The sequence below is a fragment of the Streptomyces sp. NPDC104831 genome, from assembly GCF_055583025.1.
Genome location: NZ_JBVJOT010000052.1, coordinates 18,381 through 39,491 on the forward strand (window position 1 = coordinate 18,381; position 21,111 = coordinate 39,491).

Annotated in this window: 20 protein-coding genes; 9 read left to right on the top strand and 11 right to left on the bottom strand. The window is 73.6% G+C overall.

Annotated elements, in window-relative coordinates; translation table 11 throughout:
• Positions 1-639: 639 nt before the first annotated feature.
• The 3 genes from ACZ63H_RS29710 (at position 640) to ACZ63H_RS29720 (ending at position 3,209) form a co-directional block, all read left to right on the top strand.
• Positions 640-1,515 (top strand): helix-turn-helix domain-containing protein, encoded by an 876-nt coding sequence (locus tag ACZ63H_RS29710; protein WP_469870295.1) that lies wholly within the window; start codon positions 640-642, stop codon positions 1,513-1,515.
• A gap of 96 nt (positions 1,516-1,611) precedes the next feature.
• The gene (locus tag ACZ63H_RS29715; RefSeq protein ID WP_469870297.1) at positions 1,612-2,427 is read left to right on the top strand and encodes an SAM-dependent methyltransferase; all 816 of its coding nucleotides are present in this window, start codon (positions 1,612-1,614) and stop codon (positions 2,425-2,427) included.
• A 278-nt stretch (positions 2,428-2,705) separates the two neighbouring features.
• Positions 2,706-3,209: a hypothetical protein gene (locus ACZ63H_RS29720; RefSeq protein ID WP_469870299.1), complete on the top strand. Its 504-nt coding sequence runs from the start codon at positions 2,706-2,708 to the stop codon at positions 3,207-3,209.
• A gap of 63 nt (positions 3,210-3,272) precedes the next feature.
• Here ACZ63H_RS29720 and ACZ63H_RS29725 read toward each other — a convergent pair whose 3' ends face one another.
• Both ACZ63H_RS29725 and ACZ63H_RS29730 read right to left on the bottom strand, forming a co-directional pair.
• The gene (locus ACZ63H_RS29725; RefSeq protein WP_469870301.1) at positions 3,273-4,361 is read right to left on the bottom strand and encodes a glycerophosphodiester phosphodiesterase family protein; all 1,089 of its coding nucleotides are present in this window, start codon (positions 4,359-4,361) and stop codon (positions 3,273-3,275) included.
• A gap of 160 nt (positions 4,362-4,521) precedes the next feature.
• A complete protein-coding gene (locus tag ACZ63H_RS29730) occupies positions 4,522-5,643 on the bottom strand; it encodes a PP2C family protein-serine/threonine phosphatase (RefSeq protein ID WP_469870303.1) in 1,122 nt (373 codons plus the stop codon).
• A 250-nt stretch (positions 5,644-5,893) separates the two neighbouring features.
• Between ACZ63H_RS29730 and ACZ63H_RS29735 the strand changes: the two genes are divergently transcribed.
• The 4 genes from ACZ63H_RS29735 to ACZ63H_RS29750 all read left to right on the top strand — a co-directional run bounded on the left by ACZ63H_RS29735 (position 5,894) and on the right by ACZ63H_RS29750 (position 9,519).
• Positions 5,894-7,444, top strand: a complete 1,551-nt coding sequence (locus ACZ63H_RS29735) for an APC family permease (protein WP_469870305.1) — start codon at positions 5,894-5,896, stop codon at positions 7,442-7,444.
• 460 nt (positions 7,445-7,904) lie between these two features.
• Positions 7,905-8,516 carry a nucleotidyltransferase family protein gene (locus ACZ63H_RS29740; RefSeq protein ID WP_469870348.1) on the top strand — a complete coding sequence of 204 codons (612 nt, stop codon included), beginning with the start codon at positions 7,905-7,907 and terminating at the stop codon, positions 8,514-8,516.
• The gene (locus tag ACZ63H_RS29745; protein ID WP_467937184.1) at positions 8,513-8,791 is read left to right on the top strand and encodes a BON domain-containing protein; all 279 of its coding nucleotides are present in this window, start codon (positions 8,513-8,515) and stop codon (positions 8,789-8,791) included. The genes ACZ63H_RS29740 and ACZ63H_RS29745 overlap by 4 nt, the downstream gene beginning before the upstream one ends.
• Positions 8,788-9,519, top strand: coding sequence for a metallophosphoesterase family protein (locus tag ACZ63H_RS29750; protein ID WP_469870307.1), 732 nt, complete (start codon positions 8,788-8,790; stop codon positions 9,517-9,519). The genes ACZ63H_RS29745 and ACZ63H_RS29750 overlap by 4 nt, the downstream gene beginning before the upstream one ends.
• A gap of 107 nt (positions 9,520-9,626) precedes the next feature.
• Here ACZ63H_RS29750 and ACZ63H_RS29755 read toward each other — a convergent pair whose 3' ends face one another.
• Complete coding sequence (locus ACZ63H_RS29755) at positions 9,627-10,874, bottom strand: MFS transporter (protein ID WP_469870350.1); 1,248 nt, start codon at positions 10,872-10,874, stop codon at positions 9,627-9,629.
• A 431-nt stretch (positions 10,875-11,305) separates the two neighbouring features.
• Positions 11,306-12,295: an aldo/keto reductase gene (locus ACZ63H_RS29760; protein ID WP_469870309.1), complete on the bottom strand. Its 990-nt coding sequence runs from the start codon at positions 12,293-12,295 to the stop codon at positions 11,306-11,308.
• 370 nt (positions 12,296-12,665) lie between these two features.
• On the opposite strand from ACZ63H_RS29760, the gene ACZ63H_RS29765 reads away from it, so the two are divergent.
• Both ACZ63H_RS29765 and ACZ63H_RS29770 read left to right on the top strand, forming a co-directional pair.
• Complete coding sequence (locus ACZ63H_RS29765) at positions 12,666-13,097, top strand: RipA family octameric membrane protein (RefSeq protein WP_469870311.1); 432 nt, start codon at positions 12,666-12,668, stop codon at positions 13,095-13,097.
• Entirely contained in the window at positions 13,094-13,414 is a 321-nt protein-coding gene (locus ACZ63H_RS29770) for a DUF7701 domain-containing protein (RefSeq protein WP_469870313.1), read from the top strand. Before ACZ63H_RS29765 ends, ACZ63H_RS29770 begins: the two co-directional genes overlap by 4 nt.
• 205 nt (positions 13,415-13,619) lie before the next feature.
• Here ACZ63H_RS29770 and ACZ63H_RS29775 read toward each other — a convergent pair whose 3' ends face one another.
• The 7 genes from ACZ63H_RS29775 to ACZ63H_RS29805 form a co-directional block, all read right to left on the bottom strand.
• Positions 13,620-15,023 carry a DUF7507 domain-containing protein gene (locus tag ACZ63H_RS29775; RefSeq protein ID WP_469870315.1) on the bottom strand — a complete coding sequence of 468 codons (1,404 nt, stop codon included), beginning with the start codon at positions 15,021-15,023 and terminating at the stop codon, positions 13,620-13,622.
• A gap of 383 nt (positions 15,024-15,406) precedes the next feature.
• Positions 15,407-16,633 carry a cytochrome P450 family protein gene (locus tag ACZ63H_RS29780; protein ID WP_469870316.1) on the bottom strand — a complete coding sequence of 409 codons (1,227 nt, stop codon included), beginning with the start codon at positions 16,631-16,633 and terminating at the stop codon, positions 15,407-15,409.
• Between the two features lie 108 nt (positions 16,634-16,741).
• Positions 16,742-17,953, bottom strand: a complete 1,212-nt coding sequence (locus tag ACZ63H_RS29785) for a cytochrome P450 (RefSeq protein ID WP_469870318.1) — start codon at positions 17,951-17,953, stop codon at positions 16,742-16,744.
• Positions 17,950-18,612 carry a GTP-binding protein gene (locus ACZ63H_RS29790; RefSeq protein WP_469870320.1) on the bottom strand — a complete coding sequence of 221 codons (663 nt, stop codon included), beginning with the start codon at positions 18,610-18,612 and terminating at the stop codon, positions 17,950-17,952. The genes ACZ63H_RS29785 and ACZ63H_RS29790 overlap by 4 nt, the downstream gene beginning before the upstream one ends.
• Positions 18,593-18,955 (bottom strand): DUF742 domain-containing protein, encoded by a 363-nt coding sequence (locus tag ACZ63H_RS29795; protein WP_358690457.1) that lies wholly within the window; start codon positions 18,953-18,955, stop codon positions 18,593-18,595. The genes ACZ63H_RS29790 and ACZ63H_RS29795 overlap by 20 nt, the downstream gene beginning before the upstream one ends.
• Positions 18,952-19,359 (bottom strand): roadblock/LC7 domain-containing protein, encoded by a 408-nt coding sequence (locus ACZ63H_RS29800; protein WP_469870322.1) that lies wholly within the window; start codon positions 19,357-19,359, stop codon positions 18,952-18,954. The genes ACZ63H_RS29795 and ACZ63H_RS29800 overlap by 4 nt, the downstream gene beginning before the upstream one ends.
• Positions 19,356-21,044 carry an ATP-binding protein gene (locus ACZ63H_RS29805; protein ID WP_469870324.1) on the bottom strand — a complete coding sequence of 563 codons (1,689 nt, stop codon included), beginning with the start codon at positions 21,042-21,044 and terminating at the stop codon, positions 19,356-19,358. The genes ACZ63H_RS29800 and ACZ63H_RS29805 overlap by 4 nt, the downstream gene beginning before the upstream one ends.
• Positions 21,045-21,111 lie beyond the last annotated feature (67 nt).

Sequence of the window (21,111 nt, forward strand, 5' to 3'; positions counted from 1 at the left end):
AAGGTCCCGGAGGCGAGCCGGTCGGGGCCGTGGGCCCGGGGGGTCGACCGGGACGCTCGCCTCCGGGTGGTGCGGGGCGCGAGCCGGAACGCCGGCGGCCGGTGCGCGGACCGTCCGGCGCCGGGTGCCCGGCCGGCACGCGCGCCGCGGCACCCGCGATCCGGAGCCACCGGAGCCCGGCGCGACGGCGCACGGCACCCGCCGTGCCCGCGGGGCGTGCCGCTCGCCCCGCCCGGCGGCGCCACGGCTCCCGCCGCGCGGGAGCGGTCCGCTGCGGTGGGTGGCCGGCGGCCGGGCGGGGGAGCCGTCGGAGGTACGGGACGGAGCCGTCGCCGTGCGTCTTGCGTCCGGCCCGCGCGCGGGGCCGCGGCCGGCGGGTCGGCCGGACGGGTGGCGAATGCCTCCGCCACCCGTCCAAAGGCCCTGGTGGCGGCCTGTTCGCCCGCCGAGCCCGACGTGCCGTCCGCCCCGGGGGACGGGCGGGCGGCGGGTCCACTCTGGCACCTGCCAACCACGGCTCGCAACCGGCAAGTTGAAATTTGCAAGTGGCGAAGTGCATGCTGCATCCGACGGAACGTGATCGAACGGGCCGGACCGATCCGCCTGCGCGGACGACCGGGAGGGGACGAGGGGGTGGGCGTGACCGTGGAGACCACGTGGGGCGGCGCCCCCTCCGTGCTGCGGATGATCCTCGGCAGGCGCCTGGAGGAACTGCGCACCCGGGCCGGGCTCGGCTATGCCGAGGCGGGTGCGGCCATCGGGGTCAGCCACTCCACGATCCGCCGCATGGAGGCCGCCAAGGTGGCCCGGCTGCGGCTCGCGGACGCCGAGAAACTCCTCCGGGTCTACGGCGTCGTGGACCAGGAGGAGATCGACACCTTCCTGGAGTCCGTGCGCGAGGCCAACAAGCGCGGCTGGTGGCACACCTACCGCGACGTCGTGCCCCACTGGCTGCCCGCCTACCTCAGCCTGGAACAGGCGGCCCTGCAACTGCGCGGCTACGAGAACCAGTTCGTGCACGGCCTGCTCCAGACCGAGGACTACGCCCGCGCCCTGCTCACCGCGTCCTACCCGCACGCGCCCGCCGACGTCACCGAACGCCGGGTCGCGCTGCGCACCCGCCGCCAGCAACTGCTGACCGGAGCGGAACCGCCGCGGCTGTGGGTGGTGATGGACGAGACCGTGCTGCGCCGGCCGGTCGGCGGCGCGGAGGTGATGCGCGCGCAGATCGACCACCTCGTCGAGGTGGGCCGGCTGCCCCATGTCACCGTGCAGGTCATGCCGTTCGCCAACGGACCGCATCCCGCGCTGTGGGCCGGCGCCTTCCACCTCTTCCGGTTCCGGGCCCGCGAACTGCCCGACATCGCCTACCTCAGCGGACTGGCCAGGGCCGAGTACCTGGACAAGCCCGACGAGGTGGTGGTCTACCGGGAGGCCCTGGACCGGCTGAGCGCCCAGGCGCCGTCCGCCCGCAAGACCGAGACCCTGCTCGCCGCGCTGCGCAAGGAGTGGTGAGCCGCCGACCGCATCCGCCCTCTCGCACCACCCCGCGCACCCGCCCCCGCACGTCGACGCGAGGGCCCGACCCCGAGCCGAATGGGAGACACGGCGTTGCCCGAGAACGGATGGCCGGCCGACCGGATCGACACCGAGAACGCCCACTCGGCCCGCATCTACGACTACATCCTCGGCGGCAAGGACTACTACCCCGCCGACAAGGAGGCGGGCGAGGCGATGGTGCGGGAGTGGCCCGCGCTCCCGGTGCACATGCGCGCCAACCGCGACTTCATGAACCGCGTGGTGCGCCGGCTCGCCGAGGAGGCGGGCATACGGCAGTTCCTGGACATCGGCACCGGCGTCCCGACCTCCCCCAACCTGCACGAGATCGCCCAGGCCGTGGCCCCCGAGTCGCGGGTCGTCTACGTCGACAACGACCCGATCGTGCTCACCCTGTCCCAGGGCCTGCTGACCAGCGCCCCCGAGGGCCGCACCGTGTACCTGGAGGCCGACTTCCGCGACCCGGCGGCGATCCTGAGCGCGCCCGAGCTGCGCGAGACGCTGGATCCCGGCCGGCCCGTCGCCCTCACCGTCATCGCGATCGTGCACTTCATGCTGGACGCGGACGACGCGGTCGGCGTGGTGCGCCGGCTGCTGGAGCCGCTGCCCTCCGGCAGCCACCTCGCGATGTCCATCGGCACCGCCGACTTCGCCCCCGAGGAGGTGGGCCGGGTCGCCCGCGAGTACGCGGCCCGCGGCATGCCGATGCGGCTGCGCTCCCTGGCCGAGGCGCACGAGTTCTTCGACGGCTTGGAGCTGCTCGGACCCGGCATCGTCCAGGTGCACAAGTGGCACCCCGACGGCAGCGGAGAGCAGGGCATCCGGGACGAGGACATCGCCATGTACGGCGCGGTGGCCCGCAAGCCGTGACAGACCCGGGGCCGGGGTCCGACCCACCTCCCGGACCCCGGCCCCGCCCTTCCTCGTACGACGCGTACGACGCGTACGACGGGCCTGCGGCGGGCCGGGCGGTCGCCGCACGCGGCGGCCGGCAGACAGCCCCCTGGCACGGCCGGAAGCGACCGCCCCCGGCGCGACCGGAGGAAACCACCCCCGGAACACGGAACCGGAGGGCCCGGAAAGCGGTCTTGAGGACCATGGACGGCCGGGATGGGCCCGGTCACGAAGATTCCGGGGGAATGAGACACATGTCCGACCGCAGCCGCAAGACCCTCCTCACCGCCACGGCCCTGGCCGCCGGCCTCACCCTGGCCGCCGTCACCCCCGCCCTCGCGGGCGGCACCACGGGCCACGCCCCCCGCGCCACCGCGGCGGCCTCCTCCGCCCAGGGCGACCCGCGGGACGTCACCCAGCACGTGGCCGACTTCTACGGCGCCTACATCGACGCCGTCTGGGCCGCCGACGACCCCACGGCCGCGACGAGCGCCAAGGCCCTGCGCGGCTTCTACCTCTCCGCCGGGGCCCGCAAGGCGGTCGCCGCCTACGAGCAGCGCGAGCACGCCGACGGCATCCTGTTCGCGCAGAACGTGCCGGTGAAGTGGAAGGTCGCCGCCACGGGTTCCGGCGCCGGCCACGCCACCAGCAGGGTCACGCTCACCTGGAGCGACGGTCCGCGCCCTCAGGTCAGCCGGATCGACGTCCAGTCCGACCTGAAGACCCGGAAGATCACCGGCCTCAAGCCGGTCCGCTGACCCGGACGCGGGTCCCGCCCCGCCCCATTCGGGGCGGGATCCGCGCCCGTGCCCCGGGACAGGTCAGGCGTGGCCGTGCGGGCGGTACGAGCGGGGCAGTCGCATGCCCCGGTCGGCCATGATCCGCCGTACCCGGTCCGGGTAGTCGGTGATGACGCCGTCGACGCCCAGGTCCATCAGCGCCTCCACGGTCGCCGGGTCGTCACACGTCCACGGCACCACCTTCAGCCCCCGGGCGTGCGCCTCGGCGACCATCGCCGCGTCGGAGTAGAACCGGAACCCCGGGTCGCCGACCTTGCCGCTCTGCGGGAAGCCGTAGTTGGGGGAGAGCGTCGTGACGCCGGGCAGGGTCGCCGCCGCCCGGACGAAGTCCCCGCCGTAGTCGTCGGCGTCGATCCCGCCGAGCCACGGGGACGCGCCGGGCCGGCCGACCTGGAGGAAGTCGTGGTTCGTGAGCGCCACCAGCGGCCAGGCCGGCGCGAGCCGGTGCATCGCCTTCAGCGCGCCCCAGTCGAACGACTGGATGGTGACCTGCCGCTCGACGCCCGAGCGGTGGATCTCCTCGTACACCCGGCGGACGAACACCCCGCGCGGCGCGGTCTGTTCGGGTGCCCCCGCCTCCACCTTGGTCTCGATGTTCAGCTTCACGCCCCGAGCGTGATAACGCTCGACCAGGTCCAGGACGTCCCTCAGCTCCACCATCCGGAAGCCCTTGACGACCTCCTGCTCGGGGAAGCCGGGCAGTTGCCGGTAACCGCAGTCCAGTCTCTTGATCTGCCGAAGCGTCAAGTCCTTGATGTACTTGCCGACATAGGGGTACATCGGGTCACCGGGCGTGGCCGGACCGGTGTCCTGGCATTTGACGCCGCTGATCTGCCGGTCGTGGTTGACGACCACCTTCAGGTCCCGGGTGACCTGCGTGTCCAGCTCCAGCGTGGACACCCCGAGCCGCAGTGCCTTGCCGAAACCCTCCAGGGACTCCTCGGTGGTCATGCCGAGGCCGCCGCGATGGGCCTGGAGGTCGAAGCGGGCCGGCGCGCGTCCGCCCGGCGCCGCGTGCGCGGCCCCCGGGGACAGCAGCGCGGGCAGCAGGGCCAGGCCGGCGAGCAGCGGCGCGAACAGGCGTCGCGGGGGCAGGGTTCGTACGGACATCGGGAACCTCACTCGGGTCCGGGCGGGCGGGGGAGTCCGCCGTCGGGCGCCGCAGATTCTCGCAACCGGTGGAGCCCCGGACCACCCTCCGGGCTGAACATCGCCGCACGGACGGGGCACGGACGGGTGAACGCCCCGCCCGCGGCCCCGCGGCGGCCGCTCACCCGTGGTGGCGGCGGCGCTCGGTGGGGGTGCGGTGCAGGGCGATGAGCGCGGCGTCGTCGCCGAGCCGGCCGCCGGCGTGGGCGAGCAGATCGCGCCGCAGGTGGTGCATCAGCGCCTCGGGGCCGTCCCCGGTCCACCGCGCGACCCGGTCGGCGAGCGGGTAGAAGCGGCCGTGTTCGTCCCGGGCCTCCACGACCCCGTCGGTGTAGAGCAGCAGTGTGTCGCCCGGCGCGAAGGAGAAGACGTCCAGCGTGTGCCCGACGCCGCACTGCACCCCGAGGGGCGGCGAGGGGTGCAGGTCCGGGGCCGTGACGACGTGGCCCGGGCCGAGCAGCAGCGGCGGGGGATGGCCGCAGCTGGTCACCCGGGTCACCGGTTCGCGGTCCGGGATCTCCACGAGCAGCGCGGTGGCGAACCGCTCGCCCTCCTCCTCCGGGGGGTCCAGCTCGGCGGCGTAGCGGGTGATGCTCTGGTCCAGGGTGGCGGCCACGTCCGTCAGCGGGATGCGCCGGTGCGCGCTCTCCCGGAAGGCGCCGAGCAGCAGCGCCGCCTCCCCGATGGCGGGCAGCCCCTTGCCCCGGACGTCCCCGATCAGGACCCGTACGGTGCCGTCGCTGGACGTCGCCGCGTACAGGTCGCCGCCGATCTGGGCCTCGTCCTCGGCGGCCAGGTACAGCGAGGCGATCCGCAGCGCCCCGATCCGCTCGGGCAGCGGCCACATCAGGACGTGCTGCGCGGCCTCGGCGACCGTGCGGACGCGGGCCAGCTGGGCCTGCCGGCGCTCGCGCAGGGCGCTGTAGACGACCGTGAGCACCACCAGCACGGCGAGGGTGATGATCTGCACGATGTGGTTCGTGGTGCCGAGCCCGCCGTGGGTGACGCCGATGAGGAGCTGCGCGGCCATCGCGAGGACGCCGACGCCCGCGGTGGTGCGGGGACCGGCGAAGGAGGGGGTGAGCGCGGGGGCGATCACCAGAGCCGGACCGAGGTGGACGTCGTGGGGGGCCCGCACGTCCACCACGGTGATCGCCACGATGAGCGCGACGGGGAGCGCCGGCAGCGCGCGGGCCGACTGCCACGGCTGCCACGGTCGTGCGCGTCCGGGCCGGGGTGCCATGCCTTCCAGCGTGCGCCCGAGGCGGAGGCGACGCACGTCACACCGGTAGATTTGGAATCGGACATTCCGGGTGGCTCTTCGATTCCCGAATACCGGACGGTGATCACGTTGCCTTCATCAAGAGGATCGGATAGCGTCATTCTCCGTTCAAATACCGGCTGGTTTGCCGGTTCGGCCTGCGAAACAAAGGGCCTCTGCGGGTGTTCTGAACCACCCTCAACCGAAATCGCAGCATTTAGCGTCCTGTGTCATGACACAGACGGCAATGACGCCGGACGCCCCTGACACGGCACCTGGCGACGGAGTACGGGGCAAGGGCCTCGGCGGCAATTCCATCGGCCTGCTGGGCAGCGCGGTCATCGGCCTGTCCACCGTGGCCCCGGTCTACTGCCTCACCTCCACGCTCGGCTCCACGGCGGGCGAGGTCGGCCTGCGGATGCCGGCCGTCTTCCTCGCCGGGTTCCTGCCGATGCTGCTGGTCGCCTTCGCCTACCGGGAGCTGAACAAGGCCGTGCCCGACTGCGGCACCTCCTTCACCTGGACGGTCAAGGCGTTCGGCCCGCACGTCGGCTGGATGTGCGGCTGGGGCCTCGTCATCGCCACCGTGATCGTGCTGTCCAACCTCGCCGGTGTCGCCACCACCTACTTCTGGCTGCTCGCCGGGGAGATCACCGGCAGCGACGCGGTCTTCGGCCTCGACGGGAACAAGGCCGTGCACATCGCCACCTGTCTGGCCCTGATCGCCGCCGCCACCGCGATCAGCTACCGCGGCATGACCACGACGAAGGGCGTGCAGTACGCGCTGGTGGGACTCCAGCTCGTGGTGCTCGCCCTCTTCGTCGTCCTCGCCCTGCACAAGGCCCGCACCGGCGCCTTCCCCGGGCACACCGACTTCTCCTGGTCCTGGCTCAACCCCTTCGCGGTGGACTCCTTCGCCTCCTTCAGCGCCGGACTGTCCCTGTCGATCTTCATGTACTGGGGCTGGGACACCTGCCTGACCGCCAACGAGGAGACCGTCGGCAGCGAGAAGACCCCGGGCCGGGCCGCCCTGATCGCCATGGTCGTCCTGGTCGGCTCCTACCTCGTCACCGGTGTCGCCGCCCAGATGGCCGTCGGCTCCGGCACCCAGGGCCTCGGCCTCGCCAACCCGGACACCTCCGACAACGTCTTCGCCGCCCTGGCCGGCCCCGTCATGGGCCACCTCTGCGGCATCCTGCTCTTCGCCGCCGTCCTCGCCTCGGCCGCCGCCAGCCTCCAGACCACCTTCATCCCGGTCGCCCGCACGGTGCTCGCCATGTCGACTTACCAGGCCCTGCCCGCCTCCTACGCCCGCGTCCACGAGCGGTTCCGCACCCCCGGCCGGGCCACCGTCACCGCCGGCGTCGCCACCGGCGTCTTCTACGCGGTGATGTCGCTGCTCAGCGAGCACGTCCTGGTCGACACCATCTACGCCCTCGGCCTGATGATCTGCTTCTACTACGCGCTCACCGCGTTCGCCTGCGCCTGGTTCTTCCGCCGCGAACTCACCCGCTCCCCGCGCGACACCTTCTTCAAGGGCGTCTTCCCGGTCCTCGGCGGACTGCTGCTCACCGCCGTGTTCGGCAAGACGCTCTACGACATGTGGGACCCGGCCTACGGCAGCGGCTCCGCCGTCCTCGGCATCGGCTCCGTCTTCGTCATCGGGGTCGGCCTGCTGCTCCTCGGCGCGGTGATCATGCTGGTGATGCGGCGCCGCGATCCGGCCTTCTTCCGCGGGGAGGTCCTCACCGCCGGCACCCCGGCGCTCGTCGTGGAGGAGTGAACCCTTCCCGGGCACCGTGTCGCGGGCGGCGCCCCGGGTACCCGTACGACCCCCGGGCCGATCAGGCGGCCCGGGTGCGAGGGTGCCGAATGGAGAGGTCATGACGCACGACGGGGAGGACACCGCGTACCCGCGGCGACCGGAGCTCACCGAACTCCGCCTCGCCCCCGACGATCCGGGCCGCGCGCCCACACCCACCGAGCCACGACCCGCGTACGCCTCCGATCCGGTCGGGCCCCGGCCGGCGTACGCCTCCGATCCGATCGAGTCGCGCTCCGCGTACGCTTCCGGGCCGGCCGGGCCACGGCCCGCCTCCGCCTCGGATCCGGCCGAGCCGGGGCCCGCTTCCGCCATCGATCCGGCCGAGCCGCGACCCGGGGCCGCCCCCGAACCGCCCGCGCCGCGGTCGGCCTCCGCTTCCGGGGCCGCGGAGACCGCGCCCGCCGCCGGCCCCGAGACGATCGAGCCGCCGGCCGCGTCCGGCCCGGAGTCGGCGGAACTGCCGCAGGACCGCAGCCAGGCGATCCTGGAGGCCGCCAAGCAGATCGGCGCCCTCCTCAAACGCGCGGGACACCCCTTCGCGCTCGCCGGAAGCGTGGCCGTCTACGCCCACGGCGGCAGCCGCTACCTCCAGCACGACGCCGACTTCGCCATCCTGCCCGACGACGCCGACGCGGTGGCCGCCACCCTGCGGGAGGCCGGACTCGAAGTGCGGATGCCGCCGGAGGACTGGCTGATCAAGACCACCTGCCACGGGCAGAACGTCGACATCATCTTCTTCCTGGCCCACCAGCCCGTCACCCGGGAGATGCTCGACCGGGCCCACGTCCTGCCGGTCGACTCGGTGCTCATGCCCGTGCTCAGCCCGACCGACCTGATCCAGAGCCTGATCAGCGCCTTCTCCGAGCACTACTGCGACTTCGGCTCGGTCCTGCCGGTGGCGCGCGCCGTCCGCGAGAAGGTCGACTGGGACGCGGTCCGCACGGCCTGCGGCGCCGAGCCCATGCCCGCCGCCTTCCTCTTCCTCCTCGAACGGCTGAACGTGATCGACGCCCAGGAGGGGCAGCCATGACCGACACGAGCCCGCCGCCCCCGCCGGCGGCCGGGAACCTCGACTACCGCGTCGCCCACCTCGCCGAACACCTCGCCTCCGGGCAGCTCGGCGAACTCGGCGTACGACTCGAACTGCGCGGCGACGTCGTCCTGCTCACCGGCACCGTGCCGTCCACCCAGTGCCGCGACGACATCCTGCGCATGGCCCGCGAGGAACTGGCGGGGCACCCGGTCCACAGCGACCTGCTCATCGCCGGGACGGCCTCGCCCGACCACGGAGAGGACCTGACATGATCCGCGTCGCGGCCGTCGGGGACATACACATGGGCCCCGAGAGCCAGGGCACGCTGCGCTCCTCCTTCGAGACCCTGCCCGGCTGCGCCGACGTGCTGCTGCTCGCCGGCGACCTCACCCGGCACGGCACACCGGAGGAGGCGGCCGTCGTCGCCCGCGAGATCAAGGACCTCGGGGTGCCCGTCGTCGCCGTACTCGGCAACCACGACCACCACGACGAACGGCCCGAGGAGGTCACCGCGATCCTCCGGGACGCCGGCGCCCACGTCCTCGAAGGACAGGCCGCCGTCGTCACCGCGGACGGCGCCAGGATCGGGATCGCCGGGACCAAGGGCTTCGGCGGCGGCTTCGTCGGCCGCTGCGCCGGGGAGTTCGGCGAACCGCTGATGAAGGAGTTCGTCCGCTACACCCGCCGGTGCGCCGACGGCCTGCACAGCGCCCTGAAGGAGCTGGAGGAGCAGGACTGCGACGTGCGCGTCGCGCTGACCCACTTCTCGCCGGTGCCGGACACCCTGGCCGGGGAGCCGCTGGAGATCTACCCCTTCCTCGGCAGCTATCTGCTCGCCGAGGCGATCGACACCGCGGGCGCCGACCTCGCCGTACACGGCCATGCCCACGCCGGCACCGAGCACGGCATGACCACCGGCGGGGTCCGCGTGCGCAATGTCGCCCAGCCGGTGATCGGACAGGCCTTCCACGTGTACCACCTGCCCGGTACGGCGGCCTGATCCCGAGCACGCGCCCGTTGCGGCCGCCCGCTCCCTGGCGGCGGCCCGGCGGCGGCCTTGTGGCCGGGCCGCTGCCCGGTACGGCGGAGTGACCCGGGCAGGGCCCGTCAGGCGGCCGTGCCCAGGGCCTCGCGGCCGGTCAGGTCGCCGTCCCGGGCGGCCACCGGCACCGGTACCGGGCCGCCGCGGCGGCGCACCAGCAGCCCCGCGCCGACCGACCCGGCGATCAGCAGCCCGCCCGCCACCAGGGCGCCGCGCGCCCCGGCCCACTCCATGAGCAGGCCCAGCAGCGGCGGGCCGCCGAGGCTCCACACCGTGCCGACGCTGCTCCACACCCCGAGCACCCGGCCGCGCAGATGCGGCGGCGGGTCGGTCTGGAGCACGGCCGTACCGGCGGTGTCGGAGACGGACTCCACGACCGCCATCGGCAGCACCAGCACCAGCAGTACCGCCAGCGACGGCGACAGACCGGCCACCACCTGGAGCAGGGCGCCCGCCGCCGCGAGCAGGCCCACGGTGCGCACGGACGGCCTGCGCAGCCGGGCGCCGAGGACCGCGCCGATGATGCCGCCGACGGCCAGCACGGTGGAGACCGTGCCGAACGCCCCGGCACCGCCCGCGAGCGGCCCGGTGACCAGGACGGCGAGGGTCAGACCGTAGTTGCGGCCGAAGACGGAGCTGAGACCGGTGATGCCGGCGAGGGCGACCAGCCGGGGCCTGCGCACGAAGAAGGCCAGCCCCTCCCGCACGTTCATCGCGGCGTCCGCCGGTACGGCCCGCGGCCCGGTCCCCGCCTCCCCGGCGGCCCCGGGCACCGGCCGCAGGAACGGCACCACCGAGGCCACGAACAGGAACGACAGCCCGTTGGCCGCGTACGCGGAGGCCGTGCCGAGGAAGCCGACGGCCACCCCGGCCAGGGCGGTGCCGGCCAGCCGGCCCGCACTGTGCACCAGCGCGCCCACCCCGATCGCCGACGGCACGTCCCGTACGGGCACGAGATCGTTGCCGAGCAGCGCGCAGGCCGGTCCGTCGACGGTGGCCACGACGCCGGTCACGGCGGCCAGCACCAGCAGCGCCGTCATGTCGATCCGGTCCAGCGCCACGAGCAGCGCGGTGGTGAAGGCGACCGCGCCGAGCAGCGCCTGGCTGACGGCGACCGTCGGCTTCCGGGGCCAGCGGTCCACCACCGCGCCGCCGAGCAGGCTCACCAGCAGCGCGGGCGCCGCCTGGACGGACATCGACAGACCGGTCGCCGCGGCCGAGCCCGTGATGTGCAGCACGAGCAGGTTCTGCACGGTGAGCTGCATCCACGTACCGGCGTTGGAGACGAAGTTGGCCGCCGACCACCAGCGCATGCTCCGGTGGCGCAGGGACCGCCACGGCGAACGCGAGGCGGGGTCGGGGGCGGGCGTGGACACGGCAGAGGCAGAGGGCACGGCGGGGTACTCGGCAACCAATGGGGCGGAAGAGGGACCGGCGGGGCCCGTCGGGCCGGCTGCGTCGCACGGCCGGGCCGCCTGGTCAGGGCGCCGACCATGGTGGCAGACGGGACGGCCGAGTCGTCACCACGATCCCACGGCCCGGGCCCGCGGAGCCGGCGAAACCCCCTCCGAGCAGGCCCGTCGGCACCGGGGTGGAGTTCCTCACAGGCCCCGTTCCACCGCGTGGGCGCTGACCAGGGCACCCGGTGGGGGAGACGGCGGGCGACGGCGCGTACGTCCGACGCGCCCCGTCCGGGCGACCCGGCTCCGCCCCGCCCGCCGCCGTCTGCTCGCGGGCCGATCGCCTACAGGTTGATGGCGCGCATCCCCGCCTCGTCGTACCGCTCGCCCGCCGCCTCGGGCAGCTCGGCGTCGATGCGGGCCAGGTCCTCCTCGGTCAGCTCGATGCCGACCGCGGCGGCGTTCTGCTCCAGGTAGCCACGGCGCTTGGTGCCCGGGATCGGCACCAGGTCCTCGCCCCGGGCCAGCACCCAGGCGATGGCCAGCTGGGCCGGGGTCACGTCCTTCTCGGCGGCGATCTCCTTGACCTTCTCCGCGAGCCGGAGGTTCGCGGCCAGGTTGGCGTCCGCGAAGCGCGGGTTCGAACGGCGGTAGTCGTCCCGGTCCAGCTCGTCCGGCGAGGAGAAGCGGCCCGCGAGGAAGCCCCGGCCGAGCGGCGAGTACGGCACGAAGCCGATGCCCAGTTCCCGGCACGCCGGCAGCACCTCGGCCTCCACGTCCCGCGACCAGAGCGAGTACTCGCTCTGCACGGCGGTGACCGGGTGCACGGCGTGGGCGCGCCGGATGGTCTCCGCGCTCGCCTCGCTCAGCCCGATGTAGCGCACCTTCCCGGCGGCGACCAGCTCGCCGAGCGCGCCGACCGTCTCCTCGATGGGCACGTTCGGGTCGACGCGGTGCTGGTAGTACAGGTCGATGTGGTCGGTGCCGAGGCGCTGCAGCGAGCCGTCCACGGAGCTGCGGACATGCTCGGCCGAGCCGTCCTGCGGCCCGACCGTGCTCAGGTCGCCGGGCACGGCGCCGTCCATCCGGTAATTGAATTTCGTGGCGATCACGTACTCGTCCCGGTGCCCCCTGACCGCCTCGCCGACGAGCGACTCGTTGGTGAGCGGTCCGTACATCTGCGCGGTGTCGAGGAAGTCGATGCCGAGCTCCAGGGCCCGCCGGATGGTCGCGATGCCCTCCGCCCGGTCGGCCGAACCGTAGAAGGCGGACATTCCCATACACCCGAGCCCGAGGGCCGAAACCCGAAGATCTCCCAGACCGCGCTTGTCCATGAGGTTCCTTTCGCACACCGGGTTGTCGTCTCTCCGGCGACGCTACGAGCTGAAGCGCACTCGAAGTCAAGGCGGACTCCGGCATGCGGGTGGCGGGGGCGCCTCACCCCCTCGGGGGACGTGCTCGCGCGACCTCGAAGGGGCTTGACCGCGGGTGTGCGAAGAACGGCTGACGGCGTCCCCGTCCCGGGCCTACGATGCGCGCAGTGGACCGTCGCCAGTTCGCGGGAGCCTGATGGAAGCCGATCGTGCCGGAGAGAGCGGACTCGGCGGTCTCGCCGGTCTGGATCCTCGTCCGCCAGGGGTCCGCGAGGAGGGACCGGCGGCGGTGCCCGCCGCGCGGGGTGAAGAACGGAGCGAAGAGCGGGACGTGCTCGAGCTGTACAAGCTCGCGGTGGAGATGGCCGACCGGGTGTCCGCGCGCCGGGGGACGGCCAACGCCTTCTTCCTCTCCGTGCAGACCGCGCTGGTCAGCCTGGTCGGGTTCGGGATGCCCGAGCTGGCGGAGTCACCGTGGTGGGTGTCCCTGGTCATGGCCCTGGGCGGCGTCACCCTGTCCTCGGCCTGGTGGATGCAGCTCCGCAGCTACCGGCACCTCAACTCGGCCAAGTTCACGGTCATCAACAATCTCGAAGGGCGCCTGCCGGTCAGGATCTTCACCGACGAGTGGGACGTCCTGAAGGGCGATCCGGCCCCCGGGCGGCTGAAGCGGTACGCGGAGCTGGGCACCTCCGAGCGCATCGTCCCGCTGGTGTTCGCACTGGCGCATCTGGCCCTGCTGGCAGGCACACTGTCCCTGTGACCTACCTTGATCCGCTCGCCGAACTGATCCGGTCCTGCCTGCCCCCGGACGCCACACCTCCCGAGGACTGCGACGACCTGTTCCGGCTCTACGCCGTGCTGCTGAGAGCCAAGGGGGAGCAGGTCCGCGACGAGGACGTCCACGACGCGTGGTCCGCCTGGATGCAGACCATCGACAGCGCGCACGACGCCCTGGTGCCCTTCGAGGACCTCGACCCGCGCACGCGCGCCGCGGACGCCCCGTACACCGAGGCCATCCGTGCGGCGGCGCGTCACCTGGAGGGCATCCGGGACCGTCGGCCACGGGCGTCCTCCTGAACGGACGCCTCCCGCCGGCCCGTTGAGCGGGCGCCTCCCGTTCCACACCGTTGCGCGGCACGCGGTGACCGGCCCGCGCACCCCGCCGTGGAGCGAGCCGCACTGCACCGGCGCCACGGCCGGCGGAGCGGGGTGTCCGCGAGGCCCCGGTTCCGCGCGGGCACGGTCCCGGGGCCTCGCGGGGTGGTGCGGACGGCGCCGGCCGCTAGGCGCGCGCCGCGCACGGGTCGCAGCAGGACGGGGCCGGCTCTACGCAGATGGTGACGGAGTCGGTGTTGTCGGAGGTGTCCGGTTCCGTCTCGTTGCCCGTCACCGAGGCGGCGTTGGTGAGCGGACCGGCCACCGTGGCCTTGGCCCGCAGGACGAGGGCCGCCGTGCCGCCGTCGGGCACGTGCCCGACCGCCCATTCGCCGGTGACCGGGTCGTACGTGCCGGAGGCGCTGTCGGCGGACAGGAAGGTGAGGCCGTACGGCAGCTCGTCGGTGACGACGACGCCGGTGGCCTCGTTCGGGCCGGTGTTGCGGACGGTGATGCGGTACGTCACCGTCTGGCCGACGGTCACCGTCGTCGCGTCGGCCGATTTCGTGACGGCCAGGTCGGCGGCCGGAAGGACCTCGGTGACCTGCTCGTTCGACGTGGCGGTCAGCGGCTGCGGGGTGCCGCCGAGCCGGTTCTCGTAGGTGGCGGTGGCGGTGTTGCTCAGCCGCGTGCCGCCGGCGGACCGGTCGATGACCACCCGGTACTCCACCGTGGTGCCCGCCGGTACGGTCTCGGTGCTGGGCAGGCTGCCGCCCTGCCCGGCGGACGCGCCGTTGCCCAGGTGGAAGACGACCGTGTCGGTGTCCTCGTCGAAGTACGCCTCGTCGTCGCCCTCCGCGTCGGTCTTCGCCCCCGCGTTGGGGCCGTCGACGATGCGCAGGGACCCGGGAACGTACGTCGTGCCCTCCGGGATGTCGTCGGTCAGCACGAGGTTCTCCGCCGCGCCCCCGCCCTCGTTCTTCGCGGTGACGCGGTAGGTGATCACGTCGCCCACCTCCAGCGGCCCGACGGGGATGGCGGACTTGGTCAGCTCCACGAAGGGAGCGGTGCCGAAGAAGATGCCGTCGAGGAAGTTGCCGACGCTGCGGTTGCCGCCGGCCGCGGAGACGGACCGGAAGGAGAAGCGCGTCGTCGTCTGTCCCGCCGGGACGGTGTAGGTGCCGGTGTAGAAACCCCAGGCGGTGGTGCCGTCGGTGAAGCGCCGCTGTTCCACCGGCGAGCCCGGCGCGCCGATGTCCAGGGCCATGGTGTCCTGCCCCAGCCGGCCGCGGTGGTAGAGCCGCCAGTACAGCGTGGACCCGGGCGTGGTCGGCAGGTCCTGGTAGAGCGTGGAGACCTCGTTGGCGTTCAGCTCGGCGAACTGGGAACCCTCGGCCGAGGGAACGCCGTTGAAGCCCGACCGCCACAGCTCGATCATGTGGTCGGACGCGGTGGTGCGCCAGCCCGGGACCCGGTTGGGCGCCTGCGTCTGCGAGGCGTCCGGCAGGATCGCCATGTCGGCGACCGGAGGCTGTTCGAAGCCGCCGTTGACGAGCGCGACCCGGAGCGGAGCGGTGGGAGGTGTGGTCATGGGTCTTCCCCTTGCGTCGGCGTTGCCCAAGTGCGCCCCCGACCGGCCCCGAATGCGCCGGTGGCGACGCCCGTACGCCAGTCAGGGCAGCGCATCCGGGTGACCTCGGGAAGAGACGGCCGCACGGCTCTCGCCAACCTGGTCCGGCGGGTTTCAACCCCCTGACGCCGACGCCCCTTTCCCCCGATCGCCGGTGGCCGACGGAACCGGGTCACTCCGGCCCCCCACGTACGCCCGGCACCAGTCGCCAGCTCAGCCGCGGCCGAAAACCCCCGCCCGCTCCCGTGCCGCTCACCCTTTCCCAGGATGAATCGACGGGCGTGAAGTTGACGCCCTCGACGCACGGCACCGCTGCCGCGCGCCGAGGGCGCTGCGCCGGGGTGCTAGGGGTTGAGTCGTACAGGCAGTTCGAAGAGGTCGTTCTGGGTGACCACCGGCTTGTTGCGCAACTCGCCCGCCGGCACCGCCAGGTCGAGTCCGGGGAAACGGGCGTACAGCGCCGGCAGGGCGACCCCCGCCTCCAGCCGGGACAGTGCGGCGCCGGGGCACACGTGCGGGCCGTGACCGAAGGAGATGTGCCGGTTGCGCGTCTCGCGGGTGATGTCGAACCGGCCCGCGGTCGGGCCGTGCGCGTGCTCGTCGCGGCCGATCGCGCCGTACGACACGATCAGCGCGTCCCCGGCCGGGATCACCTTGTCGCCGACCGGCACGTCCTCGGTGGCGAACCGGATCAGGACGTGCGAGGTGGGCGTGGAATAGCGCAGCGTCTCCTCGATCACCGCGGACCAGTCGGCCTGCCCGGACAGCACCAGGGCGCGCTGCTCGGGGTGGGTGGAGAGGTTGACGACGGCGTTGACGATCAGTGAGATCGTCGTCTCGTGGCCCGCCGCCACCATCAGCTGGAGCGTGGAGACGATCTCCTCGTCCGTGAGCCGGTCGCCGTCCTCCGCCGCGAGGATCAGCGCGCTGGTCAGGTCGTCGCCGGGCTCGGCCCGCTTCGCCGCCACCGTCTCGGCCATGATCCCCGCCAGCTCGGTGAGGGTCGCCACGACCTCCTGCGGCGGGGTCTGCGTGGAGAAGAACTTCTCGAACAGCACCTTCAGCCGGGGCAGCCGCGCCTCGTCGATGCCCATCAGGTCGGCGATGACGTACATGGGCAGCGGATAGGCGAAGGCCGACTTCAGGTCGACGGTCCCGCCGTCCGCGGGCAGCGCGTCCAGCAGGCCCTGGGTGAGCTTCTCGATCCGCTCCCGCATCCGCTCCACCCGGCGCGGGGTGAGCGCCTGCGCGACCAGCGTGCGCAGCCGGCGGTGGTCGGCGCCGTCCGCCGTGAGCATGGAGCGGCCCGGGTTGGCCAGGCCGATCAGCGGCCAGTCGGCGGGTATCTCGCCGCGCTGCCAGGCCCCCCACACGTCGATGTCCTTCACCAGGCGCGGATCGGTCAGCAGTGCCCTGGCCTCGGCGTGGTGGGTGACGGCCCACACCTGGACCCCGCCCGGCAGCTCGACCGCGGCGAGCGGACCGGCCGCGCGCAGCGCCGCGCTCTCGGCGTCCAGGTCGGTGACGAAGGGGTCCAGGGCGATGCGGGATGCTGCGGTACCGGTCGTCATCGTGACGTGCCTCCCAGGTCAGGGGTCGGAAGTGCGCGGGTACGGCGCCGGTCCGGGGAGGAACCCGGACCCCCGGCCGCACGACGCTCCGGCCGGGGCGACGCGGGATCAGCGGGCTGGTGCGGGGCTGAACCGGACGGGAAGTCTGGTCAGTCCTCTCAGCCAGGGCGAGGGCCGGCGGGCGAGGGAGTCGGCGGGCACCGCCAGGTCGATGTCCGGCAGCCGGTCCAGCACCACCTCGATGCCGGTCCGCGCGATCACCTCGGCGACCTCCTGCGCGGGGAACGGGCAGCGGTGCTCGCCGTGGCCGAAGGAGAAGTGCGCGTTGTTGCCGCCGGTCAGCACCGAGGCGTCGGTGCGCACCTGCGGATCGGAGTTGGCGCCCTGCAGACCCAGCAGCAGCAGGTCGCCGGCCCGGACGGCCCGGCCGCCGAGGCGGGTGTCGCGGGCGGCCCAGCGGCCCGCCACGTTCTGCGTGGGCGTGTCCTCCCAGAGCACCTCGTTCATCGCCTCGGCGACGCTGTTGCGCCCGCCGAACAGGGAGGCGGCGAACCGGTCGTCGGTCAGCATCAGCCGCAGCGAGTTGCCGATCCAGTCGGCGGTGGGCTGGTGCCCGGCCGCCAGCATGACCATCAGGTCCTGCACGATCTCCTCGTCGCTGAACCCGCTGTCGTCGGCGAGCATCCGGGAGACCACGTCGTGCGCGGGCTCCTTCCTCCGGTCCGCGACCAGCCGGGCCATGGAACCGGCCAGGTGCGCCTGCCCGGCCAGCGCCCGCTCCCGGCCGTCGATCATGTCGTTCAGGGCGGTGACGAGCCCGGGGCCGTCCTCGTCCGGGAAGCCGTACAGCCGGGCCAGGACCCGCACCGGCAGCAGCATCGCGTACTGCGCGATCAGATCGGCCTCGCCCGCGGAGCACAGCGCGTCGATCAGCTCGTCCGCGAACCGCTCGGCGTGCCCGCGCAGTTCGAACGCGTCGACCGCCTCCAGCGCGTTGCTCACCATCGCCGCGCGCTGCCGGTGCCGTTCGCCGACGGTGTAGAGGATCGACGGCTGCTTGCGTCCGATCATCGGCAGCAGCGGCCAGTCCGCGGGAATGTTCTCCCACTGGTTCCACAGGTCCGAGTCCCGGCTGAACAGCACGGGATCGCCGGTGACCTGGTGCAGCTCCCGGTAGCCCAGCACCAGCCAGGCAGGGATGTCACCGTCGAGCAGCACCGGCACCACGGCGCCGTGGTCGCGCCGCATCTCCCGGTACAGGCGGGCGGGTTCGGTCTGGAACCGGGGACCGCTGAGCGGGACGGCGTCGGAGGTGGTCACACGAACTCCTGTCGGGGCAGGCCCGCCCGCGCGGACGGGTCGGCGTACCGGTTCTTCACGTGCTGCACGAGCGTGATCAGCACCTGTTTGCCCGACTCCCGGGAGCGGGCGTCGCAGTCGACCAGCGGCACCTGCGGATCGAGGTCGAGGGCCTCGCGGACGTCCGCCCCGGCACGCACCGGGCCGCCGAAGTCGTTGCAGGCGACGATGAACGGCGTGCCGTGGTGCTCCAGCCGGTCGATGGCGTACCAGGAGTCGTCGATCCGCCGGGTGTCGACCAGGACGACCGCGCCGAGCGTGCCGGTGAACAACCGGTCCCACAGGAACCAGAACCGCTCCTGGCCCGGCGCGCCGAACAGGTACAGCACATTGCGCGCGTCCAGGGTGATCCGGCCGAAGTCGAAGGCCACGGTGGTCGCGGACTTGCCGCGGACCTGGGCGATGTCGTCGATCGCCGCGCCGGCCTGGGTCATCGTCTCCTCGGTGTTGAGGGGACGGATCTCGCTGACCGAACGGACCAGCGTGGTCTTGCCGACGCCGAAGCCGCCCACGACCACGATCTTGAAGCCTTGGTCGGCGGAGGCAGCCAACGGGGTGCTCCCCCGCTCTCGGCTCCGCTCGAACGGGGGGACCCCCATGTCAGAGGTTGCGAAGTCCAACGAGCACCTGCTCCAGTATGTCGGGATCGGTGATGGCCGGGCGGCGCGGATGCCGGGCGCTGACCCGGCCCGCCGCCAGCAGATCGGCCAGCAGGACCTTGGTGATGCCCACGGGCAGCCGCAGTTCGGCGGCGATCTCCACCACCGAGGTGGGGGACTGGGCCAGCCTCAGGATCGCCACGTGCTCCGACTGCATGCCGGCCGTCGGCTCCGACTCGGCGACCACGAGGGTGACCAGGTCGAAGGGGTTGTCGGGGTCGGACCGGCTGCGGCCCTGGGTGATGGTGTACAGCCGGTCGGGAGCGTCGTCGCGGCCCGGACGGTTCCTGCCGGGTCCGCTCATGACGTACGGGGCAGAGCGGTCAGGTACGCGCCGAGCTGCTCCACCAGCTCGCTCATGTTGTGCCCGACGACACCGGCGTCCGCGTCCTCGGTGGTGACCACGGCCAGATGGGCGCCGGCGCCCGCCTCGACGATGAACAGCACACCGCCGTAGAACTCGGTCATCGCCGAGCGCACCCCGCCGCTGCCGTCGCCGAACTCCACGGACGCGCCGTGCGACAGCGACTGGATGCCGGCGGCGATCGCGGCCAGCTGGTCGGCCTGGTCGACGCTCAGCTCCGGCGTCCGGCACAGCTTCAGCCCGTCCCGGGACAGCACGAGCGCGTGCCGGGCGCCCGGGGTCCTCTCCAGCAGGCCCTCCAGGAGCCAGGTGAGCTTGTCGTCGGCGGTGGTCGGGCCGGTCATGAAGTGGTGTCGCCTTCCGGGTGCGCGTGCGTGTGCGGGTGGGATGACTCGGGGGAGCCGTGCTCGCCGGCGCCGTACGGGGAACGGCCGGCCGGCGCGTCGGCCGGCGTGGGCACGGAGTCGCGGTCGTCCGGCACCGGCGTGCCGGCCGGGCCGGGCGTGTCCGCCGCGTCGGCGGTACCGGCCGGCCCGAAGGAACCGGCCGGGTCCCCGCTCTCCGGTGTGCCGGCCGTGGCTCCGGGCCGCGAGCCCGTGGACGACGGGCGCACGGCCTGGCGGAAGCTGCTGAAGCGTGCGGCGCGGGCCCTGCCCTCGTCGGCGGTCGGCGCGGTACGCGGCTCGGTGCCGGACGCGGACCGGGCACGCTCGGCCTCGGCGAGCGTACGGCCCCGGCGCCGCTTGGGCAGCCCGGCCGGGCCCGGATCCGGCGGAGCGGCGGACTCGTGGACCGGTGCGGCCTCCACGGCGGCCGGCGCCGGCGCGGACGCTGCGCCGCGCGCGGGCGTCGCGTCGTGCGCGGGCGGGGCCGCGGCGGCCGGTCCGGCCGGTGCGGGACCGGTCAGGATGGACTGCGGGATGAGCAGCAGCACGCCCGTGCCGCCGCGCGCGGAGGGCCGGAACGACACCTTGAGCCCGTGCTTGCGGGCGAGTCGCCCGACCACGGCGAGCCCGAGCCGGGTACCGGTCAGACCGCCCAGCTCGGAGACGTCCCCGGCGACCGCGCGCTCCGCGCGGCGCAGCTGCACGTCGCCCATCACCAGTCCGCTGTCCTCCACCGAGACGATGACCCCGGCCGGCACCTCCTCCACGTACACGTGGACCTCGGCCGTGGGCGGGGAGAAGTTCGCGGCGTTGTCGAGGAGCTCGGCGAGCGCGTGCATCACGCCCTCGGCGGCGTGCCCGGCTACGGCGACCTCGCTCGTGGAGTGCACCCGCACCCGCCGGTACCCGGCGATCCGGCCCATCGCGCCGCGCAGGATCGACTCCATCCCGATCGGCCGCGCCCACCGGCGCCCCGAACGCGCCCCGGTGAGCACGGCGATGGAGTCCGCGAGCCGGCCGGCCTGGGCGGTGCGGTGGTCGAGGTGTAGCAGATCGGTCAGCACGTCCTCGTCGGTGTGCCGCTCCTCCATCGCGCGCAGGTCGGCCAGCGTGGCCGTGGCCAGGGCCTGCATCCGGCCGGCGGCGTTGGAGGTCGCGGAGATCGCGGCCGACCGCTCCCGCCGGGCCTGCTCCAGCTCGCCCGCCAGCCGGGCGTTCTCCTGCCGGACGCGGTCCAGCTCCCGGGCGCCCTCCGCGACCAGGCGGTCCCGCTCGGCGCCGAAGGACTCCGTCAGCTCGGCGCGCTGCCGGGTGAGTTCGCCGATGAGGCGCTGCTGCTCCTGGCGGGCCTCCTCGGTCGTGCGGGCCTGCTGCTGGAGCAGCCGTCCGATGTCCTGGGTGACGCCCTCCAGGCGCTGCCGGGCGTCCCGCGCGGAGCGCCGCGCGTGCGCGGCCGTGGCCACCGCCAGGCTGAGGACGACCGCCGCCACGGCCCCGCCCCCGGCGAGCGGGGTGCGCACCGAGCCCGGGGCCACCGCCACGGCCGCGCAGACCGCGAGCGCCGACAGCACACCGGTCACGGCGAGAGCGGAGACGAACGTACGGAGGGAGGGTCGGTCGCCGGGGTGCGTGGGCGCGGTCATCGGTCCGGTCTGGTCCTCGTGCGGCTGGGAGACATGGCACAGGTCGTGAACTCGCGGTCACTATACG